The organism is Streptomyces sp. NPDC089919, from assembly GCF_040684615.1.
Classification (GTDB): Bacteria; Actinomycetota; Actinomycetes; order Streptomycetales; family Streptomycetaceae; genus Streptomyces.
This window is the reverse complement of sequence record NZ_JBFBGK010000039.1, coordinates 1-17931: the sequence shown is the minus strand read 5'-3', so window position 1 is coordinate 17931 and position 17931 is coordinate 1. Positions and strand designations below refer to the sequence as shown.

Genomic DNA, 17931 nt, shown 5'->3' with positions numbered 1-17931 from the left:
CGGCGTCGTGGCACGGCCGGCCCGGCGGCCCCCATCCCCGCCCGCCACCGTGCCCCCGGCAGGACTCGAACCTGCGGCCAAGCGCTTAGAAGGCGCCTGCTCTGTCCGCTGAGCTACGGGGGCGGGGCAAGGGTCCGGCCACGGGGCCGGCTCCCTGCGACGCCAGGCTAGGGCGCCCCGTCCGGAGTCCGGCCGGCCCGCGGTGCGCCCCGGCCGCGCCCGGCGCTGCCGCGGTCCGGGTCCGCAGGGCGCTCCCGGGCGGCGCCGGGCCCGCCGCCCGGGCACAGTGGGACCCATGCCGACCAGCCATGAAGGGCCTGCCGCGGACACCGGCGCCCACCGGTCGCGGGACGGCGACTCGCTGGCGAGCGCCTTTCGCGAAGTCGACGCCGCGGACGTGTCATCGCTCTCCTCGTGCCTGCGTGCGCTGGAGGAGATGGACTGTTTCGCGGCCTACAAGACGGAACTCGAGCGGCGGCTCGCGCCGGTGGCCGGGGACCGGGTCCTGGACGTCGGGTGCGGTCTGGGCTACGACGTCGTACGGCTGGCGGAGCGGGTCGGCCCGCGCGGACTGGCCCTCGGCGTCGACGCGAGCACCGAACTGCTGGCCCTGGCCCGGGGGACGGCACCCGCCGGGCTGCCCCAGGTCCGGTACGCCGTCGGCGACGCCCACCGGCTGCCGCTGGCCTCCGGTTCGCTGGACGCCGTCCGGGTCGACCGGGCGCTGCAGCACGTGCGCGACCCGGAGCGGGTGGTGCGCGAGATGGCGCGGGTGCTGCGGCCCGGCGGCCGGATCGGGTGCGCAGAACCGGACTGGGAGACCTTCACGATCACCGACGAGGACCGTGCCACCACGCGCGCGGTCGCGCACGCCTGGTGCGCCGGGTTCCGCAACGGCTGGATCGGCCGCGAGCTGCCCGCCCTGCTCGCCGCGGCCGGGGTGCGGGACACCGTCTTGACCGGCCACCTGCTGGTCGCCCGCGGCCGGGCCGAGATCGACCGGGTCTTCGACCTGTCCGCGACCCTGGAGCGGATCGGCCGCAGCGGTGCGCCGGGCAGCGGCCGGGCAGGTCTGGAGCCGTGGCGCCGGCGCCTGCTCCGCCGCGACCGGGCGGGCACGCTCATGGCGACCGTCACCGTGTTCTGCGCCTCCGGAGCGGCCGGGCCGGTGTGAGGGGCGCGGTGCCCGACGCCCGTGGGGGGAGGGGAAGTTCCGCCGTACGGGTCCTCCGGTCGGGGGAGCGGGCGGGTCCTGCCGCCGGCCCATGCTGGGGCCACCACTACACCGCGCGCCCGCCCCCGGGCCGAGGAAGGCAGGTCCCGGTGAGCACGTCCGAAGACAAGCAGAGCCCGGGAACGTCCGAGGAACCCGCGACGGGGGTGCGGCCCCCCGCGGCCGCACCCCGCCCGGACTCCGAGGGCACCGAGCCGGCCTCGGCCGGGTCGACCGTTTCCGAGGAGCCCGCTTCCGGGCCGGCAGGTCCGCAGGAGAGCGCTCCCGAGGAGACCGCTTCCGAGTCGGCCCCGGTCGGGTCGACCGCCTCGGAGGAGACCGCTTCCGGGCCGACCGCGCCGCAGGAGACCGCTCCCGGGTGGGGCGACCGGGAGGGGACGGCTGCCGGTGCGGCGGTGCCTGCGGCGCCGCCGCACCGGCCCGCGGTCAAGCGGGAGTTCCGCATCCGTCACCTGGCGGCCGCCGGTGCCGGGATCGCCCTGTGCGCCGGCGCCGTGGGCGGCCTGGCCGGCTCCTGGAGCCAGGGCGTGCAGGCGAGCCTGCCGCTGGGCTCCCTCAGCTTCGGGGCCCCGCACGCGGCGGACCCGGTACCCGGCGTCGCGGCCGAGGCGCTGCGCAGCACCGTCACGATCGAGGCGACCCGCCCCGGTACCCACTCGGTGGGCACCGGCTTCTTCTTCGACTCGGCCGGCCGCATCCTGACGAACGCCCATGTCGTCGATCCCGACGGCAAGCCGGCCACGCTCACGGTGACCTTCTCCGACGGGACCACGGCGCCGGCCACGACGGTCGGGGTGGCCAAGGGCTACGACATCGCCGTGATCAAGATCGACGGCCACCACCGCACGCCCCGGCCGCTGGCGCTGGGCGACTCGAACCGGGTGCGGATCGGCCAGCCGGTGATCGCCGCCGGCGCCCCCTTCGACCTGGAGGGAACGGTCACCTCCGGCATCCTCAGCGCCGTCGACCGGCCCGTGACCACCCAGAACGGCCCGTCGGTGACCTACCTCAACGCCCTGCAGACCGACGCCCCGATCAACCCGGGCAACTCCGGCGGCCCGCTGCTGGACGAGTCGGGCCGGGTCATCGGGATGAACTCGGCCATCAGCGCCGCCGCCGAACCGGGTGGAGGCCCCACCGGCAGCGTGGGGCTCGGCTTCGCGATCCCGGTCGACCAGGCCAAGTGGGTCGCGGACGAACTCGTCGCCCACGGCACGGCCCCCTACGCCCAGCTCGGCTTCCTCGTGAACGAGGACTTCGACGGCAAGGGCGTCCAGATCAGGCCGAAGCCGCCGAAGGACGGCACCCCGGTCCTCACCGCCGGCGGGCCCGCCGCCGAGGCGGGACTGCAGCCCGGTGACGTGGTCACGGGGCTCGACGGGCAGGTCGTGACCAACGGCCCCGCACTGATGAGCGCCGTCTGGTCGCACCGCCCGCACGAGAAGGTGGAGCTCCGGTACCTCCGCGACGGTCGGCCGCACACCGCCACGGTGGTGCTGGGGGAGCGCTCCGAGGCCGTGTGAGCCCGGAGCACCCGGCACCGGGCCGTCCGCCGCACCGGCGGACGGCCCGTCGCGCGCGCGGGGACGGGCCCGCTGCCCGGGCCCGGGTACCACTGCGGTCAGCGGCCGGGGGTGCGGGGCGGCGGGCCCCGGAGGAGACTGTGGCTACTCGAACCACAGCCCTGGAAGGTGTACATGGCCGTTCCCTTCACGGTCCGCCTCACACCGGACGGCTATGTCGTCTCGTGCGAGGGACCGGCCGGGATCGAGGGGCACGGGCCGACCGAGAGCGCCGCCTGGACGGACTTCTGGAAGGCGATGCACACGGAATGGCAGCCGCCCGCCGACCCGGCCGAGCCGGGCGTGCCCGGCGGCTCCGCCCCGTCGGACCGGGGCCGGGACGGACCGGTCCTGCACAGAAGACGCGGGTGAGGCGGGCCGACCGTCTCGGGGCCCGACCGTCTGGGGCCCGACCACCTCAGGGCCCGACCGCCTCAGGCCCGGGCGCGGTGGTCCGCGGTCTGCAGGGCCCAGCAGCCGTGGTCGACGGCGGAGAAGGCCGACTCCAGCGCGTTGAGGCGCGCGGTGACCTCGGCCATGACGTCGGTGACGTCCGACGAGAGCAGGGCCCGCTCCGGGGCGGGCAGCCCGTTCCACAGGGCACGGCACCTGGCCAGATTGGGGCGGAAGACCTCGACCGCGTACTCCGCCACCGCCCGCTGTGCGAGGTCGGTGGCGCCGGCCGGTGTCGGCGCACCGTCGCGGATGCCGAGCGCGAGCTCCCAGGCCGCCCGCAGCCGCCCCCGGTCCCCGGTCAGGTCGGCGGGGATGCGGATGACGGCCGAGGTCGGTTCGCCGTACACGATGTCCAGGAGCAGGAACTTCACCCGCCGGCTCTCGTCGTGTCCGAGCGTGCTCTCGGGGGTGTTGAAGGTGGGCGCGGGGGCCTCCTGGCCGTCCGTCCGGCAGTGCAGGACCAGCTCCTCGAGACGGAGGTTGTCCGCGGTGAACCCGTGGGCGAGGTCCATGAAGCGGAAGAGGGACTCGCAGAACACCGTCCGGAGCTCGAGCGCGTGCACCGTGTCCCCCGGCTCCGACGTCACGGTGACGCCCCGGCCGGGGACGGCCTTCGACGGGCGGGTGGGGACGCGTATGCGCATCGTGGTTCCTCCTGGAGGGTCGGCGCGGCGGATCCGGCGCCGCGGTCGGGCCGGTCGGCGGGCGAGGTCAGCACGGATGCGGACCGCGCGTCTGGCGCGGGACGTGCAGGCCGCCCCGTGCTCCCGGGGCGTGACCGCAGTGGCGTGCCGCCAGGGTCCGCAGCTCGGCCGCGGTCTGGGGATCACCCATCTCCGCCATGCACTGGGCGATGCTCAGCAGGGCCCGGCCCTTCTCCACGCAGTCCTCGTGGGCGTGGGCGTGGTCGAGCCAGAGCAGGGAGAATTCGGCCTGGTCGGCCGCGTCGAGGGGAGACCTGTCGTCCATATCGGGACTGTACGGGCGGTGATGCGGCCGCCGACTGGGCCGATCAGCCCGGCTTGGGGAGGACGGGGGACCCCTCCAGCCGGGGGAGGACCCCCGGCACGGGAGCGGGGTCCGGGTCCACCACCCGCCGCAGGGTCCGATCGGGGGAGCACGCCGCAGGGGTCCCGGGCGGACCGTGGGGACCATGACCAGCACCGTCAGGCACATGATCGCCCTGCTCGTCCTCCTGACCGTGGGAGCCGTCGCCCTCACGGCGTGCGCCTCCTCGGACGGGGCCGGCGGGGGCCCGTCACCGACCGGGACCGCGAGGGCCCAAAGCGCCCTGGGAACGCTCGTGGGGCTCGCCGGCCGGCGGATGATGACCGCGGACACGGTGGCCGCGGCGAAGTGGGGGACCTCCCAGCCCATCGACGACCCGGCCCGGGAGAAGACCGTCATCGACGGCGCGACCGCGCAGGGCGCGAAGCTGGGCATCCCGGCGGACACCGTCCGTCGGGTCTTCGAGGACCAGATCGCGGCGAACAAGACCGTCCAGCGCGCCCTGTACGCCGAGTGGAAGGGCGCCCCGGCCCTCCGGCCCACCAGCCGGCCCGACCTCACCACGCAGGTGCGCCCGGTGCTCGACCGCATCGACGGCGACCTGCTGGTGGCCATCCGGCGCGCGGAGCCCCTGCTGGGCGACCCCGGGTGCGGTGCGGCCCTGGACCGGGCGAAGACGCAGACGGCCGCCGACCTCGGGCTGGACGCCGTCCACCGCGAGGGCCTCGACCGGGCCCTCGCCCACCTCTGCCCGGCCCCCCGCTCCTGACCTGCCGTCCGCACCGCCGGGGACCCCAACCGTCCGAGGCGGTGGCACGCCGGCCCGTCGACCGCCCGGGGCCCTGGGGAGGGACCGCCCACCCGGCCTCCGGCCCCCTGCGGACGGACGGACGTGCCTGCCGGCGGGTGAGGTGTGTGGTCCATCTGGGCGGGTGCCCGGTTCCGGCGTGAGCCGGGCGCTGCGGCGGGCAATGGATCCCCCCTGATCCGTGCCCGGACCGAACGACGGAGGCCGCACCCATGCCCGCTTCACGCGAACTCGTCACAGCCGTGCGGAGGCGGCCGGCGTCCTGGGGCGTGGCGGGGGCGTTGGCTTCGGCCGCCCTGCTGCTCGGCGCGGCCTGTCCCGCGGCGGCCCTGGCCCGTACCGGCGACCCGGTGCCGTCGGTGCCGTCGGTGCCGTCGGTGACGGCCGGGGGCGGCGGGTGCGATTCCGGCGGCGTCTGGCAGGCCGGCGAGCCGGGCGGCAAGCACTGCGGCCAGGCCGGCCCTCCCGGACCCCAGGGACCGCCCGGCCCGCAGGGTCCCGCCGGGCCCCAGGGGCCGGCCGGCCAGGCCGGTCCGTCCGGCCCGCAGGGGCTGCCCGGTCCGCCCGGCCAGCAGGGCCTGCCCGGTGTCCCGGGACCCCAGGGCGCGCCCGGGCCCGTCGGCCCCCAGGGGCCGCAGGGTGTTCCCGGCCCCGCGGGGCCGGTGTCCACCCACGAGGTCGGCCCCCTCCTCGGTGCGACGGCGACGAACACGGAGGGCGACTCCGTCTCCACCGCCACCTGCCCGCCGGGCAGCACGGTCACCGGCGGGGGCTACCGGTTCGAGTCGGGAGTGGGCACGGTGCGTTCCTCGGAACGGGACGACGCCAACGGCTGGACGGTCACCGTCGCGGCGAGCCCGACCCCCGTGACCTTCACGGCGCTGGCGGTCTGCGCGCCGTAGCGACGCGTCGTACGGTACATCGGGCCGGCGGCCGCGGCCGCCGCGCTGGCGGGTCCGGAGTAGGGCTCGGGGCGGTCCGGCGCAGTGCACCGGACCCGCCCGGGGCTCCCTCGGTCAGCCGGTCTGGGCGGCGCCCCCTGCCACGAGGTCCTGCTCCAGCGTCCCGATCCACGCCACCTTCTCGTCGTCGGCCACGGGCGCCCCGTCGGTGAACTTCTTCAGGAGTTCGGTGAACACCGGCCAGGCGTCGTGGAGGTCCAGCTGCCTGGTGGCCTCCACCGCCCCGGCGTCCTCGCACCGCACGTCGCCGGTCTCGGGGTCCCGGGCGGCCGCGATCGCGAGGAGGGCGCCGGTGGCGGCGTGCGCGGCGGCGGCCTTGGTGTGCTGCTTCTCCCGGAGTGCGGCGGCCACGGCGTAGAACGCCTCGGGGGTGTCGTCCTCGGTGGTGGTGGGGGAGGTCGGTCGTTCGGCCATGACGATCTGCTTTCTCTGTGCGGGACAGGGCCCTACCGCTCGATCCCGGTGAAGAAGGACGTGTCGACTGCGGCCCCGGGAATCGAACGGATCTTCTCTCCGACCTCCCTGGGGAGGGTCAGCTCCATCAGGGAGACGTTCAGCGCCTTGATGGCGGTGGTCGACACCTCGACCCGCCGCTGCAGTTCCGTCAGACGCTCGGTCTCGGCAGCCCCGGCTTCCTCGAGCTCCGAGAGCTCGCGGGTGAGGGCCGAGAGCTGGCGGGTCAGGGTGCGGTGCTGCTCGTAGGCGTGGTGGGTCGCGGCGTCCTTGGCGAAGAAGGAGTCGGGGGTGTGGAACTGCAGCTCGAAGTAGATCTTCCGGTTGACGATCGCCTCCCTGCCGCCCAGCGCGGTCTGCTCGGCGGGGGTGAACAGGGCGTCTGTCTCGTCTTCCCCGAAGATCCTGGACCACTGCGAATTGACGCCCCGGTACCCGCCGCTCAGGGGATCGACGATGCAGTTCTTGAACTGCACGCACTTCCAGCCGACGTCGAGGAGGTGGTCGACCAGCTCGTTCACGGCGGTGGCGAGCATCGCGGGGGTCTCGACGGTGAGGGTGCAGCGCATGGAGTCGCGGGCGTTGCCGGCCAGCTTGCCGTACGGGGCGATCAGGTTCGCGAAGCGGGCTTCGCCGGCGTCCCCGAGCATCTTCGACAGGAGCGAGGGAACCGACTTGACGGCGTACGTGGTCCGTCCGGGCAGGTCCAGGTTGTCCTGGAGCAGCTGTTCGGTCACCTGGTCGAGCGCTCCCTTCCCCGAAGGCGACCTCAGCACCGCCTCCTGGGCCGACCGCAGGCGCATGTCCACCTTGTCCAGGTACTCCAGCTGGTGCTTCACGGCGAACTCGTTGTACTTGCGGCCGGACTCCTCGTCGGGGCAGTGGTCGACCGGGAGGAACGGCTTGAGCGGAACGTCCTTGAGGGCGGGCCAGCCCTTCTTGAGCCCGGCGACGACGCGGGGCAGGCCGCCGTCGATCGCCTCCCACATCGCCTTCTGGTACATCGTGTACTGGCGGTTGCGGCCCTTCGCGATCACCTCGGCCGCATGCTCCCCGAGCCGGTACCCCTCCTTCTTCATCCGCTCCTGGTTCCGCTCCACGAGGACGGCGCGCCAGGTGTCGTACGTCGCTTCGAACGAGTCCTGCACCGTCGCGGCGTCCGGGAGCGCGGCCAGCGGGGTCCCGTCCTCGTGCAGGAGGGCCAGGATGCGTTCACCGGCCGGCCTGGTCCGCCGCTCGGAGGCGGCCCGGTACGCCGCGATCCCAAGTTCGTCCCCGGTGAAGCCCGCCTGCGCGAACATCCCGGTGGCGCCGCGCAGCCAGTAGTCCAGGAAGCTCGCCAGGTAGTCGCCCTGCCCTTCCTGCCAGGCCCTCCAGAAGCCGGCGAAGCCGTTCTGCATCGGGTAGGACGACAGGTCGTGCCGCTCGCTGGTGTACAGCGCGGGGCGGCTCCTGCCGGGGGCGGCGGGCCGTGCGGGGGCCTCCCCCCGGGGTGCCCGGGGCGGAATGCCGGCGGAGATGTCCGGGAGGTGCTTGACCGCCCCCGCCATGTGACGGACCAGGAGCATGACCTCGGGCTCGGCGAGCGCCTTGCTGATCGCTGTGAAGTCCCCCTGGTCCTTCGCCAGCTTCTTGCACTGGACCTGCCAGCCGGTGAGTGCGCTGGAGGGCTGCTTGAGCATGGCGAAGAACTCAGCCCCGGTCATGGCCGGCTGCATCTTGATGATGTGGAGCACGACCTGCGCGCGGGTCGGGACCTTGAGCAGGTCGGCGAGGACGCGCTGCTGGTCGTCGGTGGCTCCCAGCTCCCTGAGCCTCTTGAGCCAGTAGGCGGACAGCTCGCCGGGGGCCAGGCTCTTGGACCGCTCCTTGTCCTGCTTCTCCTGCGCCGCCAGGCGCACGGCCAGGTTGCGCTGCGCGTCCTTCCGGGCGGCGTCCTCCACCCGCCTGATCATTTCCTTCTCGGCATGCCGCCGGCGCTCTTCCGCCAGCTTCTGCTCCTTCCCCATGTCCACGTACGTGTTCGCCTCGTAGTAGAAGGCGTCGAGGAACTGCCGGTAGCCGTCGCTGTTGTTGCACAGGACGGAATCCGTCAGCGTCTTGAGCGACGTCTCGTACTGGACCGTGAACGTGGTGTGTTCGCCGAGCAGCAGCAGGAACTCCTGCTGCTTGTCCGGGGTGAGGGTGCCGGTGTTCTTGAGGTGCCATTCCAGACAGAGCTGGAAGAGCGGCCAGTACCGCTGGTCGGCGGACGCGTAGGTCGCGAGCCCCACGATCGACGGAGGGTCCATCCGCATGAGGAACTGGTGGTTCTCGTAGGTGAAGGGATTGTGCTCCATGGTCCTGTCCTGGCAAAAGGCGTCAGCGGGGGTGGGTGAGACGGCCCGGTGCGAGGAGCCCGGCCGCGGCGACGGAGTCCTCGACGGAGTCGAGGTAGTGGGTGCCCCAGGACCGGTAGACCGCCAGGGCGCGCAGTTGGCCGGCCTCGCTGAGGCCGGCCCAGGCGGTCGGGGAGAAGTCCCGTTCGAGGAGGGTCAGCGCCTCCTCCTCGGCCCGTACCTGCGCCATGAACTCGGCGGCCCAGGGCCACTCGTCGCCGTCGGCGCAGGCGTCGAGCACGGCGCGGGACGCCCTGGGCAGGACCGTCTCGAACTCGTGCAGCTGGTGGAACTCGCCCGGGTCCCCCGCCGCGCGCAGGTGGCAGCTGTGGACCTGGTACCAGAGGGCGACCCCCTCGAACGCCAGGTAGCGCGACCGGTGCACCTGGTCGAGGCGGCCCCACTGCGCGCGGGTCTGCGGATAGGTGCCCGCGAGGAAGGCGTCCGTCTCGCCGGCCAGGGACTCGGTGACGGCGTCGTCGGGCGCGGCGCCGCCGCGGCAGGCCAGGACGTGGATCCGGTCGTAGGCGTCGAAGGCGGGGCCGAGCACCCCGGCGCACACGTGCCGGGCGGCGGTGCACAGCGTCGGGCTCGCGCACAGCCACATCGGCTGCGGCACGGTGGCGAGCTCACCCCGCTCCGGGTCGAACTCCGCCTGGACGGTCGCCAGTTCGGTACCGGTCACCGGGAACAGCTGGGTGTTCGGTACGACGGCGCCCGTGTGGAGCCGCGGTCCGGGTGCGTCGGCCGCACCCGAGACGACCAGCCGGATCCCGGCGGTCGTCAGGGCGTCGCCCGGTGGTGCGTACGTCAGCAGGCCCCGCTCCGGGGGGACGAGGGCCTTCGTGTCCGAGGAGGCGGCTGATCCGTGGGCCATCAGGTACAGGTCGGGCATCGGAGTCACCTTTCAGCGGGGAGCGGGCGGTCGGTCGGGTCGGTAGCGGTCGTGGTGGCGGTGGCCGCCGCGTGACCGGTGACCCGCAGGTCCGGAAGGGCCCAGGCACCTGCCGTGACCAGGAGGCAGACGGGGACGAGGCAGAGGAAGCCGGCCCGCAGGGAGGAGTGCTCCGCGACCAGGCCGATGGCGACGGGCCCCAGCAGGAGTCCGCAGTAGCCGAAGAGGCCGGCCCGGGCGATCGCGGCCACCGACCGCTCCCCGCCCACCAGACCGGCCAGTGAGAAGGTCAGCGGCACCACGACGCACACCGCCGCGCCGACCAGGACCAGTCCCGCGATCGCCACCGGGGCGGACGGGGTGATCACGAAGACGGCGAAGCCGGCCGCCCCGGCCAGGCCCGCCCCGGTCAGCAGCAGGCGGGCCCCGCAGCGCTGGGTGACCCGGTCGCACACCAGCCGGCCGGCGAGCATGGCCAGTTCGAAGGCGGGGTAGCCCAGGGCGGCGACCGCTTCCGAGGCGCCCAGCCCGTCGTGCAGGTGCAGGCCGCTCCAGTCGGCGACCGCCCCCTCGGCGAGGAAGGCGCAGAACATCACCGCACCCAGCAGCAGGACGATCCGCGGCAGCCTCGGGGGCCGGGCCGTTCCCGTGGCCGCACCGGGTGCGGTGTCGGGCAGGAAACGGGACATCGTGTATCCGGCCGGCGCGAGGGCCACGAGGGCCGCCGTCGCCACCGACGCGGTGAAGCCCAGGCCGGCGGCGGCGAGTCCGGCGCCCAGCAGCCCGCCGATCACCGCCCCCAGGCTCCAGCCGGCGTGCATCCGGCCCATCAGGGGCTTGCCGCCGACCCGCTCCAGACGGGAGGCCTGGGCGTTGGCGGCGACGTCCACCAGCCCGAAGAGGCCGCCGAAGAGGAGGCCGCCCGCGAGCAGCCAGGGGTAACCGGGGGCGAAGGCCAGCAGCAGCAGGCCGGCCACGGCGGCGGGCACGGTCCACCGCAGGACGCGGTGGCTGCCCTGACGGGTGACGAGCCGGCCGGCGGCCTGCATCGCCACGAGTGCCCCCAGGCCCCAGGCGAGGACTTCCAGCCCCACCTGGAGTTCGGTCAGCGAGAACTTGTCCCGCAGCGCGGGGATCCGCACCACCCACACCGCGCTGATGGCTCCCACCAGGCCGAACGTGGTCATCGTCGCGTGGCGGGCGCGGGCGAGCCGGAGGTCGGGGGTCATCCTGCGAGGCCTTTCGGAGTGCACGGGGGAGCAGGGGTGCGGTGCGGGGCGGGGCGGCGGATCACGCCGCCGAGCCCATCAGCCGGCTGATGGCGCGGCGGGACAGGTAGACGGCCAGGCCGGCCAGGGTGGCCACGGCGCCCTCGATGGCCACCGCGGGCGCGGCGTCCAGGTTCACGTGCGCCATGGACAGCAGGGCGGTGACGGAGTCGCCCGCGGTGATGGCCAGGAACCACACGCCGAGCATCTGGCTGCAGTACTTCCGCGGTGCCAGCCGGGTGGTGGCCGACAGCCCGACGGGGGACAGGGCCAGTTCACCGAGGGTCTGCACCAGGAAGATCACCACGAGCCACAGGGGGCTGACCCGCGCTCCACCGGAGGACAGCGCCATGGGGATCAGGAAGACGAGGAACGAGACGCCGATCAGGAGCAGGCCGGCACCGAACTTGCCGGCGTTGGAGGCGGCCCGGCGGTGCCGCGCCAGGTGCAGCCACAGCCACACGAACAGCGGCGCGAGGATGACGATGAAGATCGGGTTGAGGGACTGGTACCACGACCCCGGGACGGTGAAGGAGCCGATGGTCGCCGCCGCACTGGTCTTGGCGAAGTCCAGCAGCGTGGAGCCCGCCTGGTCGTAGATCATCCAGAACACGGCCGCGGCGGCGAAGAGCCAGGTGTAGCCACGCATCTTGCGCTGTTCGTCGGCGGTCAGGCTGCGGTCCCGCCTGATCCGCACCAGGACCGTCACGGGCACGGCCAGCCCGATCAGCGTCAGCGGGAGCAGCGCCCAGGTGAGCGTGTAGTGGCCGGTGGCGGCGACCACGCCGTAGAAGGCCACCACGACGGCGAGCACGGCCAGGGTGCGCCGCGTCAGGGTGCGCCGCTCGGACGTGCTCAGGGGGTGCGGCACGTGGTCGCTGGCCTCGGCGAGGTGCCGGGTGCCGCGCAGGTACTGGACCAGGCCGAAGGCCATGCCCACGCCGGACAGGACGAAGGCCAGCGACCAGCTGACCGTCTCGCCCACCGTGCCGATGACGAAGGGGGCGATCAGTCCGCCGACGTTGATGCCGACGTAGAAGAGGGTGAAGCCGCCGTCGCGGCGGGGGTCGTCGGGGTTGTAGAGGTGCCCGACCATGGCGGAGATGTTGGCCTTGATCAGACCCGATCCGATGGCCACCAGGGCCAGGCCGATCAGGAAGGGGGTGATGCCGGGCGCGGCCAGGACGAAGTGCCCGGCGATGACCACGAGGCCGCCCACCGCGACGGTCCTGCGCGCGCCCCACATCCGGTCGGCGAACCAGCCGCCGGGCATCGTCATCAGGTACACGACGGCGAGGTAGACCGAGTAGACGGCGGTCGCGGTGGCCAGGGTCATGCCCAGGCCGCCGCCCGGCAGGTGTGCCTTGAGACCGTCGGGACCGCCGGAGATCAGGTAGAAGACGAGCAGGGCCCGCATGCCGTAGTAGCTGAACCGCTCCCACATCTCCGTCATGAAGAGGGTGGCCAGGCCCCGTGGGTGCCCCCGGAAACCCGAGCCCAGGGGCGAGGGCGCAGCCGGGGGGCGCGTCAGGGTGGAGGACATCGTGACTCCTGGGGGCCGCAGTGGCGCCTGGCCCCGCGCGTTCTGCCCGAAGGGGCAGGTCACGGGGTAGGGACCGGCCCGTGAGGCCGGTCCCTCAAGTCTGGGAGGCCGGTGCCGACGGGCCGATCCCCCGGTCATGGGACCGGCCGGGGGAGAAACCCGCCCACCGGGTGCGTCAGTGCTCGCCGGAGCAGGGCCAGGACGGCGCGCCGTCCGCGTCGGCGGCGGGCCAGCAGCGGAGGGCGTAGCGCTCGCGCAGCTCTTCCAGGAGCAGCTCCTCGTGCTCGCCGTCCTCGAACTCGCACAGGGCCGCGCGCCCCTCCCAGGCCTGGTCGAAGGAGAGGAGCAGCAGCAGGTCCGCTCCTGTGCCCTGCTTCTCCTTCCGCTCCCAGACCTGACCCGGCGCGGCGGTGACGTACACGTAGCCGTCGGCGTACGCCTGGCACGCCAGGCGCAGCGCCCGGTCGGCCGGGAGCCGGTCCTGCTCCGTCAGCCGGTCCCGGTACAGCCCGACCAGTTCGGCGGCCCGGGCCTGGCCCACGGCCAGGTCGATCCTCGTGTTCGTCGTCATCGCAGCTCGCTCCTCGGGCGGGTCGCAGGGGAAGTCACCGCAGCTCCGCGGGGAGCGTGCCGGCGGCGTCCACCGGCACGGTGCGCACCAGCGTGCCCCACACGGCCATGCGGTAGTCCGAGGTGTACTTCGGGGTGCAGGTGGTCAGGGTGATGTAGCGGCCGGGCTTGGTGTACCCGGAGCCCTTGGGGACCGGCTCGATGATGCCGGTGTTGTTGATGGACGTCTTGGGCAGCGTCTTGTCGAGCTTGTAGACGTACCAGGTGTCGCGCGTCTCGACCGCCACCACGTCGCCCCGCCGCAGCTTGTCCATGTTGTGGAACTTCGCCCCGTGGCCGTCGCGGTGGGCGGCCAGTGCGAAGTTGCCGGTCTTGTCCCAGGGCATCGCGGCGTTCTTGTACGCCCCCGCCACGCCCTTGTCCAGGACGCTCTTGGCGGTCCCGGGCTCGATCAGGATCGGCGACGTGCTCATGCGGGGGGCGTACAGGAAGCCGATGGACTCCCCCGGGAGCGGTTTGCGCCGGGCGGTCCCGGTCGAACGCTGCTCCTGCCAGTCCTTGCGCACCCCTTCGGACGCGCTCTGGGCGGCCCGGTTCGCGAAGTAGTCCGTCCCCCAGACCGAGTACGCGGTGTAGAGGCCGAGGAGCAGGCCCAGGACGCACAGGAGGATGCCGATCTTCCCCGCCGGCGAGGCGCCCCGGCGGGGGCGGGTGCGGCGGCCGCCACCGGGGCCGTTTCGGCGGGCGCCGCGGCGGCCGGCCTGGTGGGGACGGTTCGCGGCGGCCCGACGGGCCTGCCGGCGCGGACCGAGGACCTCCGGCTCCGGCCGCTGCCGGCGGGGCGCCGCGCGGCGGCCGGTGGGGCGGGCCGGGCGGCGGGCCCTGGAGGACGGCGGGTGCGGCATGTCGGTTCCTGGTGCGGTCGGGGTCGGCCCGGCCCGGACGGTCCCGGGCGGGTACGCAGCACGATGCGCCACCGGCGGGCCCGGCGGAGCCGGCGCCGGGGTAGCCGTCGGGGCAGGTCCGGTGCACGTGCGGGCGCGCGGGACGCGGCGGCGGCCTCGGGGGAGGCCCTGCGGTGCGGGCGCCGCCGCAGCCGGTGGAGGGGGTCGTTCGGGGGAGCGCCGGCCCACCGATGGCAGGAGTGGCGTCGCCCTCCCGTGGGGCCTGATGGCCGATGCCCGGGGTGGTCCTTCCCGGGTGCCATGGAGGAGCCGGCAAAACAGGCATTTCTCACATAACCTCCACTCGGACAGGTCGGGACGAACCACCATGAGCGAGCTCACCCCTCAGGAAGCACCGGTCGCCCTTCTCCCGGAGACCGGTGAACAGGCGGTCCGCACGGCGCGCAGGATGGTCGCCGACGTGCTCGACGACTGCCGCCGCGCGGGGTGCGAGGCGGCCGGCAACAGGGCCGACGACGTCCTGCTGGTGGTCTCCGAACTGGTCACCAACGCCTGCCGGCACGCCGGCGGGGCCGACGAGGTGCGGGTGCGGTGGCAGGGCGGAGAACTGTTCGTGGAGGTCGAGGACGCATCCGACGTGGTGCCCCGGGAACCGGCGGACGAGGCCAAGGGCGAGACCGGCGGCTACGGCTGCCAGCTGGTGACCGCGCTCGCCGACCACTGGGGCGTCCGCCCCCGGCACGAGGCCGGGACCGGTGCCGACGGGGCGTGCGGCAAGACGGTCTACGCCGGCTTCGAGCTCGCCTGAACCGCGCCGGCCGGGCCCCCGCCCGCGGATGATCCGGATGCCGGGGGTGCCGGCCGGCTGGGATGCTGGTGGGCGTGGACCCGATCCCCGCCGCTTCGGCGGCGCCCCGCGGCTCCGGTACGCCGACGCCCCTCCTGCTCTCCGAGGACGACGCGGTCGAGCTCCTGGCCTACCTGGTCACGTCCGCCCGCACCCAATTGGACGAGGCGGCGGAGTACGCCCCGCTGCGGCTGCTCACTGCGGCCGACCGGCTGGCGGAGGCGATGGGGCCGCAGGCCGGTACCGGGCTGCGGCCCCTGCTCGACGGGATCCGGGCGGGGATCGGCGTGACGTCCGTACGCGCCGGCGACCCGGACGGCTACGTCGCGGGGATCGACGCGCTGTGCCGGCTGCTGGCCACCCACCTGGCGACGCGCTGGGAGACGGGCGCCGCGACGTGAACGACCGCCCCGGCGACGAGGTCCTGCGGGCGATCCGGACCCGCCGGGTGGTCCGCGCCCTGACCGCACAACCCGTCGCGCCGGAGGACCTGGACAAGGTCCTCGACAGCGCCCGCTACGCCCCGCACGCCGGCAACCGCCGTCTGCACCGGTACGTCGCGGTGACCCGGCCCCCGCTCCTGCGCGCGCTGCGCGCCGTCTCGCCCGGGATGCTGCAGCGTCCCACCGCGGCGATCGTGATCTGCATCGACCGGGCCCGGGTGGACGACCACGGCTTCCCGGCGACCAACCGGGGGCCGTACGTGGACGTGGGCACCGCCGCCGCGACCATGCTGCTGGCCGCACACGCCCTCGGCCTGGGCGCCGGACCGGTCACCTCCTTCAGCAGAGCGGCGGTCGCCACGCTGCTCGGCCTCCCCGAGCCGGTCAGCCCCGAGCTGATCGTCTGCCTCGGCCGCCCCGCCGCCGTGCAGCCGCCGCCGATGCGCCGCCGGCAGGGCCCCCGGTGGGCCGACGTCGTCCGGTGGGAGCGGGGCTGACCGGGCCCGCGCCCGGCGGCGGCCGCAGGGAGGTTTCCGGAGCCCGAAGGGCGCCCTAAGGGCTCCTGTGCGTGCCGCCGATTCCCTGTCTCCCCGCTGCCGCGCCGCCTACGATCCGCAGCAGGCGGCGGTCGCCGACCGCCGCCCCGCACCGTCCCCCGTCCTGAGGTACCGCCCCGATGAGTCCCCGCGCCACCGGCCGCCGCCGCGGATCCCGCGCGCCCGTGCCGCTGCGCGTCAAGGCGGCGGTGGCCGGTCTGGGCACCCTGGTGCTCGGGGCCGCCTGCGTGGCGGGGACCGACCTGCTGCGCCCGGGCGGCGAGCGGGAGGTCACGGCCCGCCCGGGCGGGCCGTCCGCCGGCGCCGCCGAGACGCCGGCCGTGGCGGTCCCACCGCCGCCGGCCCCCCGCCCCACCGCCTCCGCGACGCCGCCCCCCGCGCCGGCCCCGCCGCCCGCCAAGGCCCCGGCGCCCAGCACCCCCAAGGTGTCGAAGACCCCCGCGCCGCCGCGCAGCGAGAAACCGGCGCCCGCCCCGAGCCGGCCCCCGGCCGCCCGGAAGGCGCCGGCGACCACCTCCGGCGGGACGGTCGCGAGCAGCCAGGCCCTGGAAGTGGTCCGCCTGGTCAACGCCGAGCGCGCGGCCGCCGGGTGCCCGGCCCTGAAGACCGACCCCGCCCTGACCAAGGCGGCCCAGTCCTACAGCGACAGCATGGCCGCCACCCGGAACTTCTCCCACACGGGCACGGACGGCTCGCAGCCCTCGGAACGCGTCAGTGCGGCCGGCTACAAGTGGTCCCGCACCGGCGAGAACATCGCGATGGGCCAGCCGGACGCGGCCCAGGTGATGGACTCCTGGATGAAGAGCCCCGGCCACCGCGAGAACATCCTCAACTGCGCCTTCACCGAGATCGGCGTCGGCCTCAACACGGCCGGCGGCCCCTGGTGGACCCAGGCCTTCGGCACCCCGGCCTGACACCGTCCCGGCACGGCGCTCACGTCGCGACGACGACGACGACCTTGCCCTTGGCGTGGCCCGAGGCGCTGCGGCCGAGGGCCTCGCCGACGTCCGCCAGGGAGAAGACGCTGTCGATCCGGGACCGCAGGGCGCCGGCGTCGAAGAGGTCGGCGATCCGGGCCAGCTGGTCGCCGTCGGGGCGCATGAGGAAGGGCTTCACCTGTACGCCGTACAGGTGCGCGTGCACGTCGGCGGCCGGCGCGGCGACCGTGGAGACCAGCGTCCCGCCGTGCGCGAGCACGGCGTACGACCTGGTCTGGGTCTCGCCGCCCACCGTGTCGAACACGATGTCGTAGGAGTCGGGCCCGGCGTCGAAGGCCTGCGTGCGGTAGTCGAGGACCCGGTCCGCTCCCAGCGAGCCGACCCAGGCCGTGTCCTGTGCGGAGGCCGTGGCGGTGACGTGCAGGCCCAGGTCCCGGGCCAGTTGGACCACCGCGGCGCCCACGGCGCCGGCCCCGCCGTGGACGAGCAGCCGCTGCCCGGCACTCGCCCCTGCCTGCTCGACCAGGCCCTGCCAGGCCGTCAGCGCGACCAGGGGTATCCCGGCGGCGTCGACGAAGGTCGCGGAGGCGGGCTTGCGCGCGGCCAGTGCGGCGTCGACCGCCACGAACTCGGCGAACGTCCCGGGGCGGTCGGGGGCCACCCGGAAGTACACCTCGTCGCCGACCTCGAAGTCGGCGACCTCGGAGCCGACCGCGCGCACCACACCGGCGCCGTCGCTGCCCAGCCTGAGCGGGAAGGCGGTCTCGGACAGGATCCGCACGCGCCCGGTGACGATCAGCCAGTCGATGGGGTTCACGCTGGCGGCGCGCATCTCCACGTACAGGTCGGTGGGCCCGATGACCGGCTCGTCGACGACGGACACCCTGACGACGTCCTCGATGTTCCCGTAGGACTCTGCGATGGCAGCACGCACGGTGGTCTTCTTCTCTCTGTACGGATCGTGACGGCCGCTCATGCTAGGAACCCCCGCCGCCCGTCACGATCGGTCCACGGGACCGTCTTGAGGTGGAGCCGATCGGGGGACCGGGGGGCGGGACGGGCCGGACGACCGGGAGCGGCCTCGCGCGGTGGACGGCCGTCCAC

At 74.6% G+C, this 17931-nt stretch carries 19 protein-coding genes and 1 tRNA gene; 9 read left to right on the top strand and 11 right to left on the bottom strand.

Annotation, left to right across the window (positions count from 1 at the left end; genetic code table 11):
* Positions 1–50: 50 nt before the first annotated feature.
* A tRNA-Arg gene (locus tag AB0O40_RS17695) sits at positions 51–123 on the bottom strand.
* 172 nt (positions 124–295) lie between these two features.
* On the opposite strand from AB0O40_RS17695, the gene AB0O40_RS17690 reads away from it, so the two are divergent.
* The 3 genes from AB0O40_RS17690 to AB0O40_RS17680 all read left to right on the top strand — a co-directional run bounded on the left by AB0O40_RS17690 (position 296) and on the right by AB0O40_RS17680 (position 3168).
* Positions 296–1174, top strand: coding sequence for a methyltransferase domain-containing protein (locus AB0O40_RS17690; protein WP_365041841.1), 879 nt, complete (start codon positions 296–298; stop codon positions 1172–1174).
* A gap of 149 nt (positions 1175–1323) precedes the next feature.
* Complete coding sequence (locus AB0O40_RS17685; RefSeq protein ID WP_365041838.1) at positions 1324–2757, top strand: trypsin-like peptidase domain-containing protein; 1434 nt, start codon at positions 1324–1326, stop codon at positions 2755–2757.
* A gap of 174 nt (positions 2758–2931) precedes the next feature.
* On the top strand, positions 2932–3168 hold the full coding sequence (locus tag AB0O40_RS17680) for a hypothetical protein (RefSeq protein WP_365041835.1): 237 nt from the start codon (positions 2932–2934) through the stop codon (positions 3166–3168).
* A 62-nt stretch (positions 3169–3230) separates the two neighbouring features.
* Here AB0O40_RS17680 and AB0O40_RS17675 read toward each other — a convergent pair whose 3' ends face one another.
* Together AB0O40_RS17675 and AB0O40_RS17670 are read right to left on the bottom strand one after the other, a co-directional pair.
* Positions 3231–3896: a hypothetical protein gene (locus AB0O40_RS17675; protein ID WP_365041832.1), complete on the bottom strand. Its 666-nt coding sequence runs from the start codon at positions 3894–3896 to the stop codon at positions 3231–3233.
* 67 nt (positions 3897–3963) lie between these two features.
* Positions 3964–4221 (bottom strand): hypothetical protein, encoded by a 258-nt coding sequence (locus AB0O40_RS17670; protein WP_365041829.1) that lies wholly within the window; start codon positions 4219–4221, stop codon positions 3964–3966.
* Between the two features lie 184 nt (positions 4222–4405).
* Between AB0O40_RS17670 and AB0O40_RS17665 the strand changes: the two genes are divergently transcribed.
* Positions 4406–5029 carry a chorismate mutase gene (locus tag AB0O40_RS17665; RefSeq protein ID WP_365041826.1) on the top strand — a complete coding sequence of 208 codons (624 nt, stop codon included), beginning with the start codon at positions 4406–4408 and terminating at the stop codon, positions 5027–5029.
* Between the two features lie 251 nt (positions 5030–5280).
* Positions 5281–5970, top strand: coding sequence for a hypothetical protein (locus AB0O40_RS17660; protein WP_365041823.1), 690 nt, complete (start codon positions 5281–5283; stop codon positions 5968–5970).
* Between the two features lie 114 nt (positions 5971–6084).
* Here AB0O40_RS17660 and AB0O40_RS17655 read toward each other — a convergent pair whose 3' ends face one another.
* From AB0O40_RS17655 to AB0O40_RS17625, 7 genes are all read right to left on the bottom strand, one after another.
* Positions 6085–6444, bottom strand: coding sequence for a hypothetical protein (locus AB0O40_RS17655; RefSeq protein ID WP_365041820.1), 360 nt, complete (start codon positions 6442–6444; stop codon positions 6085–6087).
* A 32-nt stretch (positions 6445–6476) separates the two neighbouring features.
* Complete coding sequence (locus AB0O40_RS17650; RefSeq protein ID WP_365041817.1) at positions 6477–8822, bottom strand: hypothetical protein; 2346 nt, start codon at positions 8820–8822, stop codon at positions 6477–6479.
* A gap of 22 nt (positions 8823–8844) precedes the next feature.
* Entirely contained in the window at positions 8845–9756 is a 912-nt protein-coding gene (locus AB0O40_RS17645; protein ID WP_365041815.1) for a putative adhesin, read from the bottom strand.
* 5 nt (positions 9757–9761) lie between these two features.
* A complete protein-coding gene (locus AB0O40_RS17640) occupies positions 9762–10985 on the bottom strand; it encodes an MFS transporter (protein WP_365041812.1) in 1224 nt (407 codons plus the stop codon).
* 61 nt (positions 10986–11046) lie between these two features.
* Positions 11047–12567 (bottom strand): oligopeptide:H+ symporter, encoded by a 1521-nt coding sequence (locus AB0O40_RS17635; protein ID WP_365041810.1) that lies wholly within the window; start codon positions 12565–12567, stop codon positions 11047–11049.
* A 175-nt stretch (positions 12568–12742) separates the two neighbouring features.
* The gene (locus tag AB0O40_RS17630; protein ID WP_365041807.1) at positions 12743–13138 is read right to left on the bottom strand and encodes a hypothetical protein; all 396 of its coding nucleotides are present in this window, start codon (positions 13136–13138) and stop codon (positions 12743–12745) included.
* 34 nt (positions 13139–13172) lie between these two features.
* Entirely contained in the window at positions 13173–14042 is an 870-nt protein-coding gene (locus AB0O40_RS17625) for a class E sortase (protein WP_365041804.1), read from the bottom strand.
* Positions 14043–14409: 367 nt separating this feature from the next.
* On the opposite strand from AB0O40_RS17625, the gene AB0O40_RS17620 reads away from it, so the two are divergent.
* From AB0O40_RS17620 to AB0O40_RS17605, 4 genes are all read left to right on the top strand, one after another.
* A complete protein-coding gene (locus tag AB0O40_RS17620) occupies positions 14410–14850 on the top strand; it encodes an ATP-binding protein (RefSeq protein ID WP_365041802.1) in 441 nt (146 codons plus the stop codon).
* Between the two features lie 74 nt (positions 14851–14924).
* Entirely contained in the window at positions 14925–15290 is a 366-nt protein-coding gene (locus tag AB0O40_RS17615; protein ID WP_365041799.1) for a DUF6092 family protein, read from the top strand.
* Positions 15287–15829: a nitroreductase family protein gene (locus AB0O40_RS17610; RefSeq protein ID WP_365041796.1), complete on the top strand. Its 543-nt coding sequence runs from the start codon at positions 15287–15289 to the stop codon at positions 15827–15829. Before AB0O40_RS17615 ends, AB0O40_RS17610 begins: the two co-directional genes overlap by 4 nt.
* A 179-nt stretch (positions 15830–16008) precedes the next feature.
* A complete protein-coding gene (locus AB0O40_RS17605) occupies positions 16009–16803 on the top strand; it encodes a CAP domain-containing protein (protein WP_365041793.1) in 795 nt (264 codons plus the stop codon).
* A 19-nt stretch (positions 16804–16822) separates the two neighbouring features.
* On the opposite strand, the gene AB0O40_RS17600 is transcribed toward AB0O40_RS17605, so the two are convergent.
* On the bottom strand, positions 16823–17761 hold the full coding sequence (locus AB0O40_RS17600) for an NADP-dependent oxidoreductase (protein WP_365041790.1): 939 nt from the start codon (positions 17759–17761) through the stop codon (positions 16823–16825).
* Positions 17762–17931 lie beyond the last annotated feature (170 nt).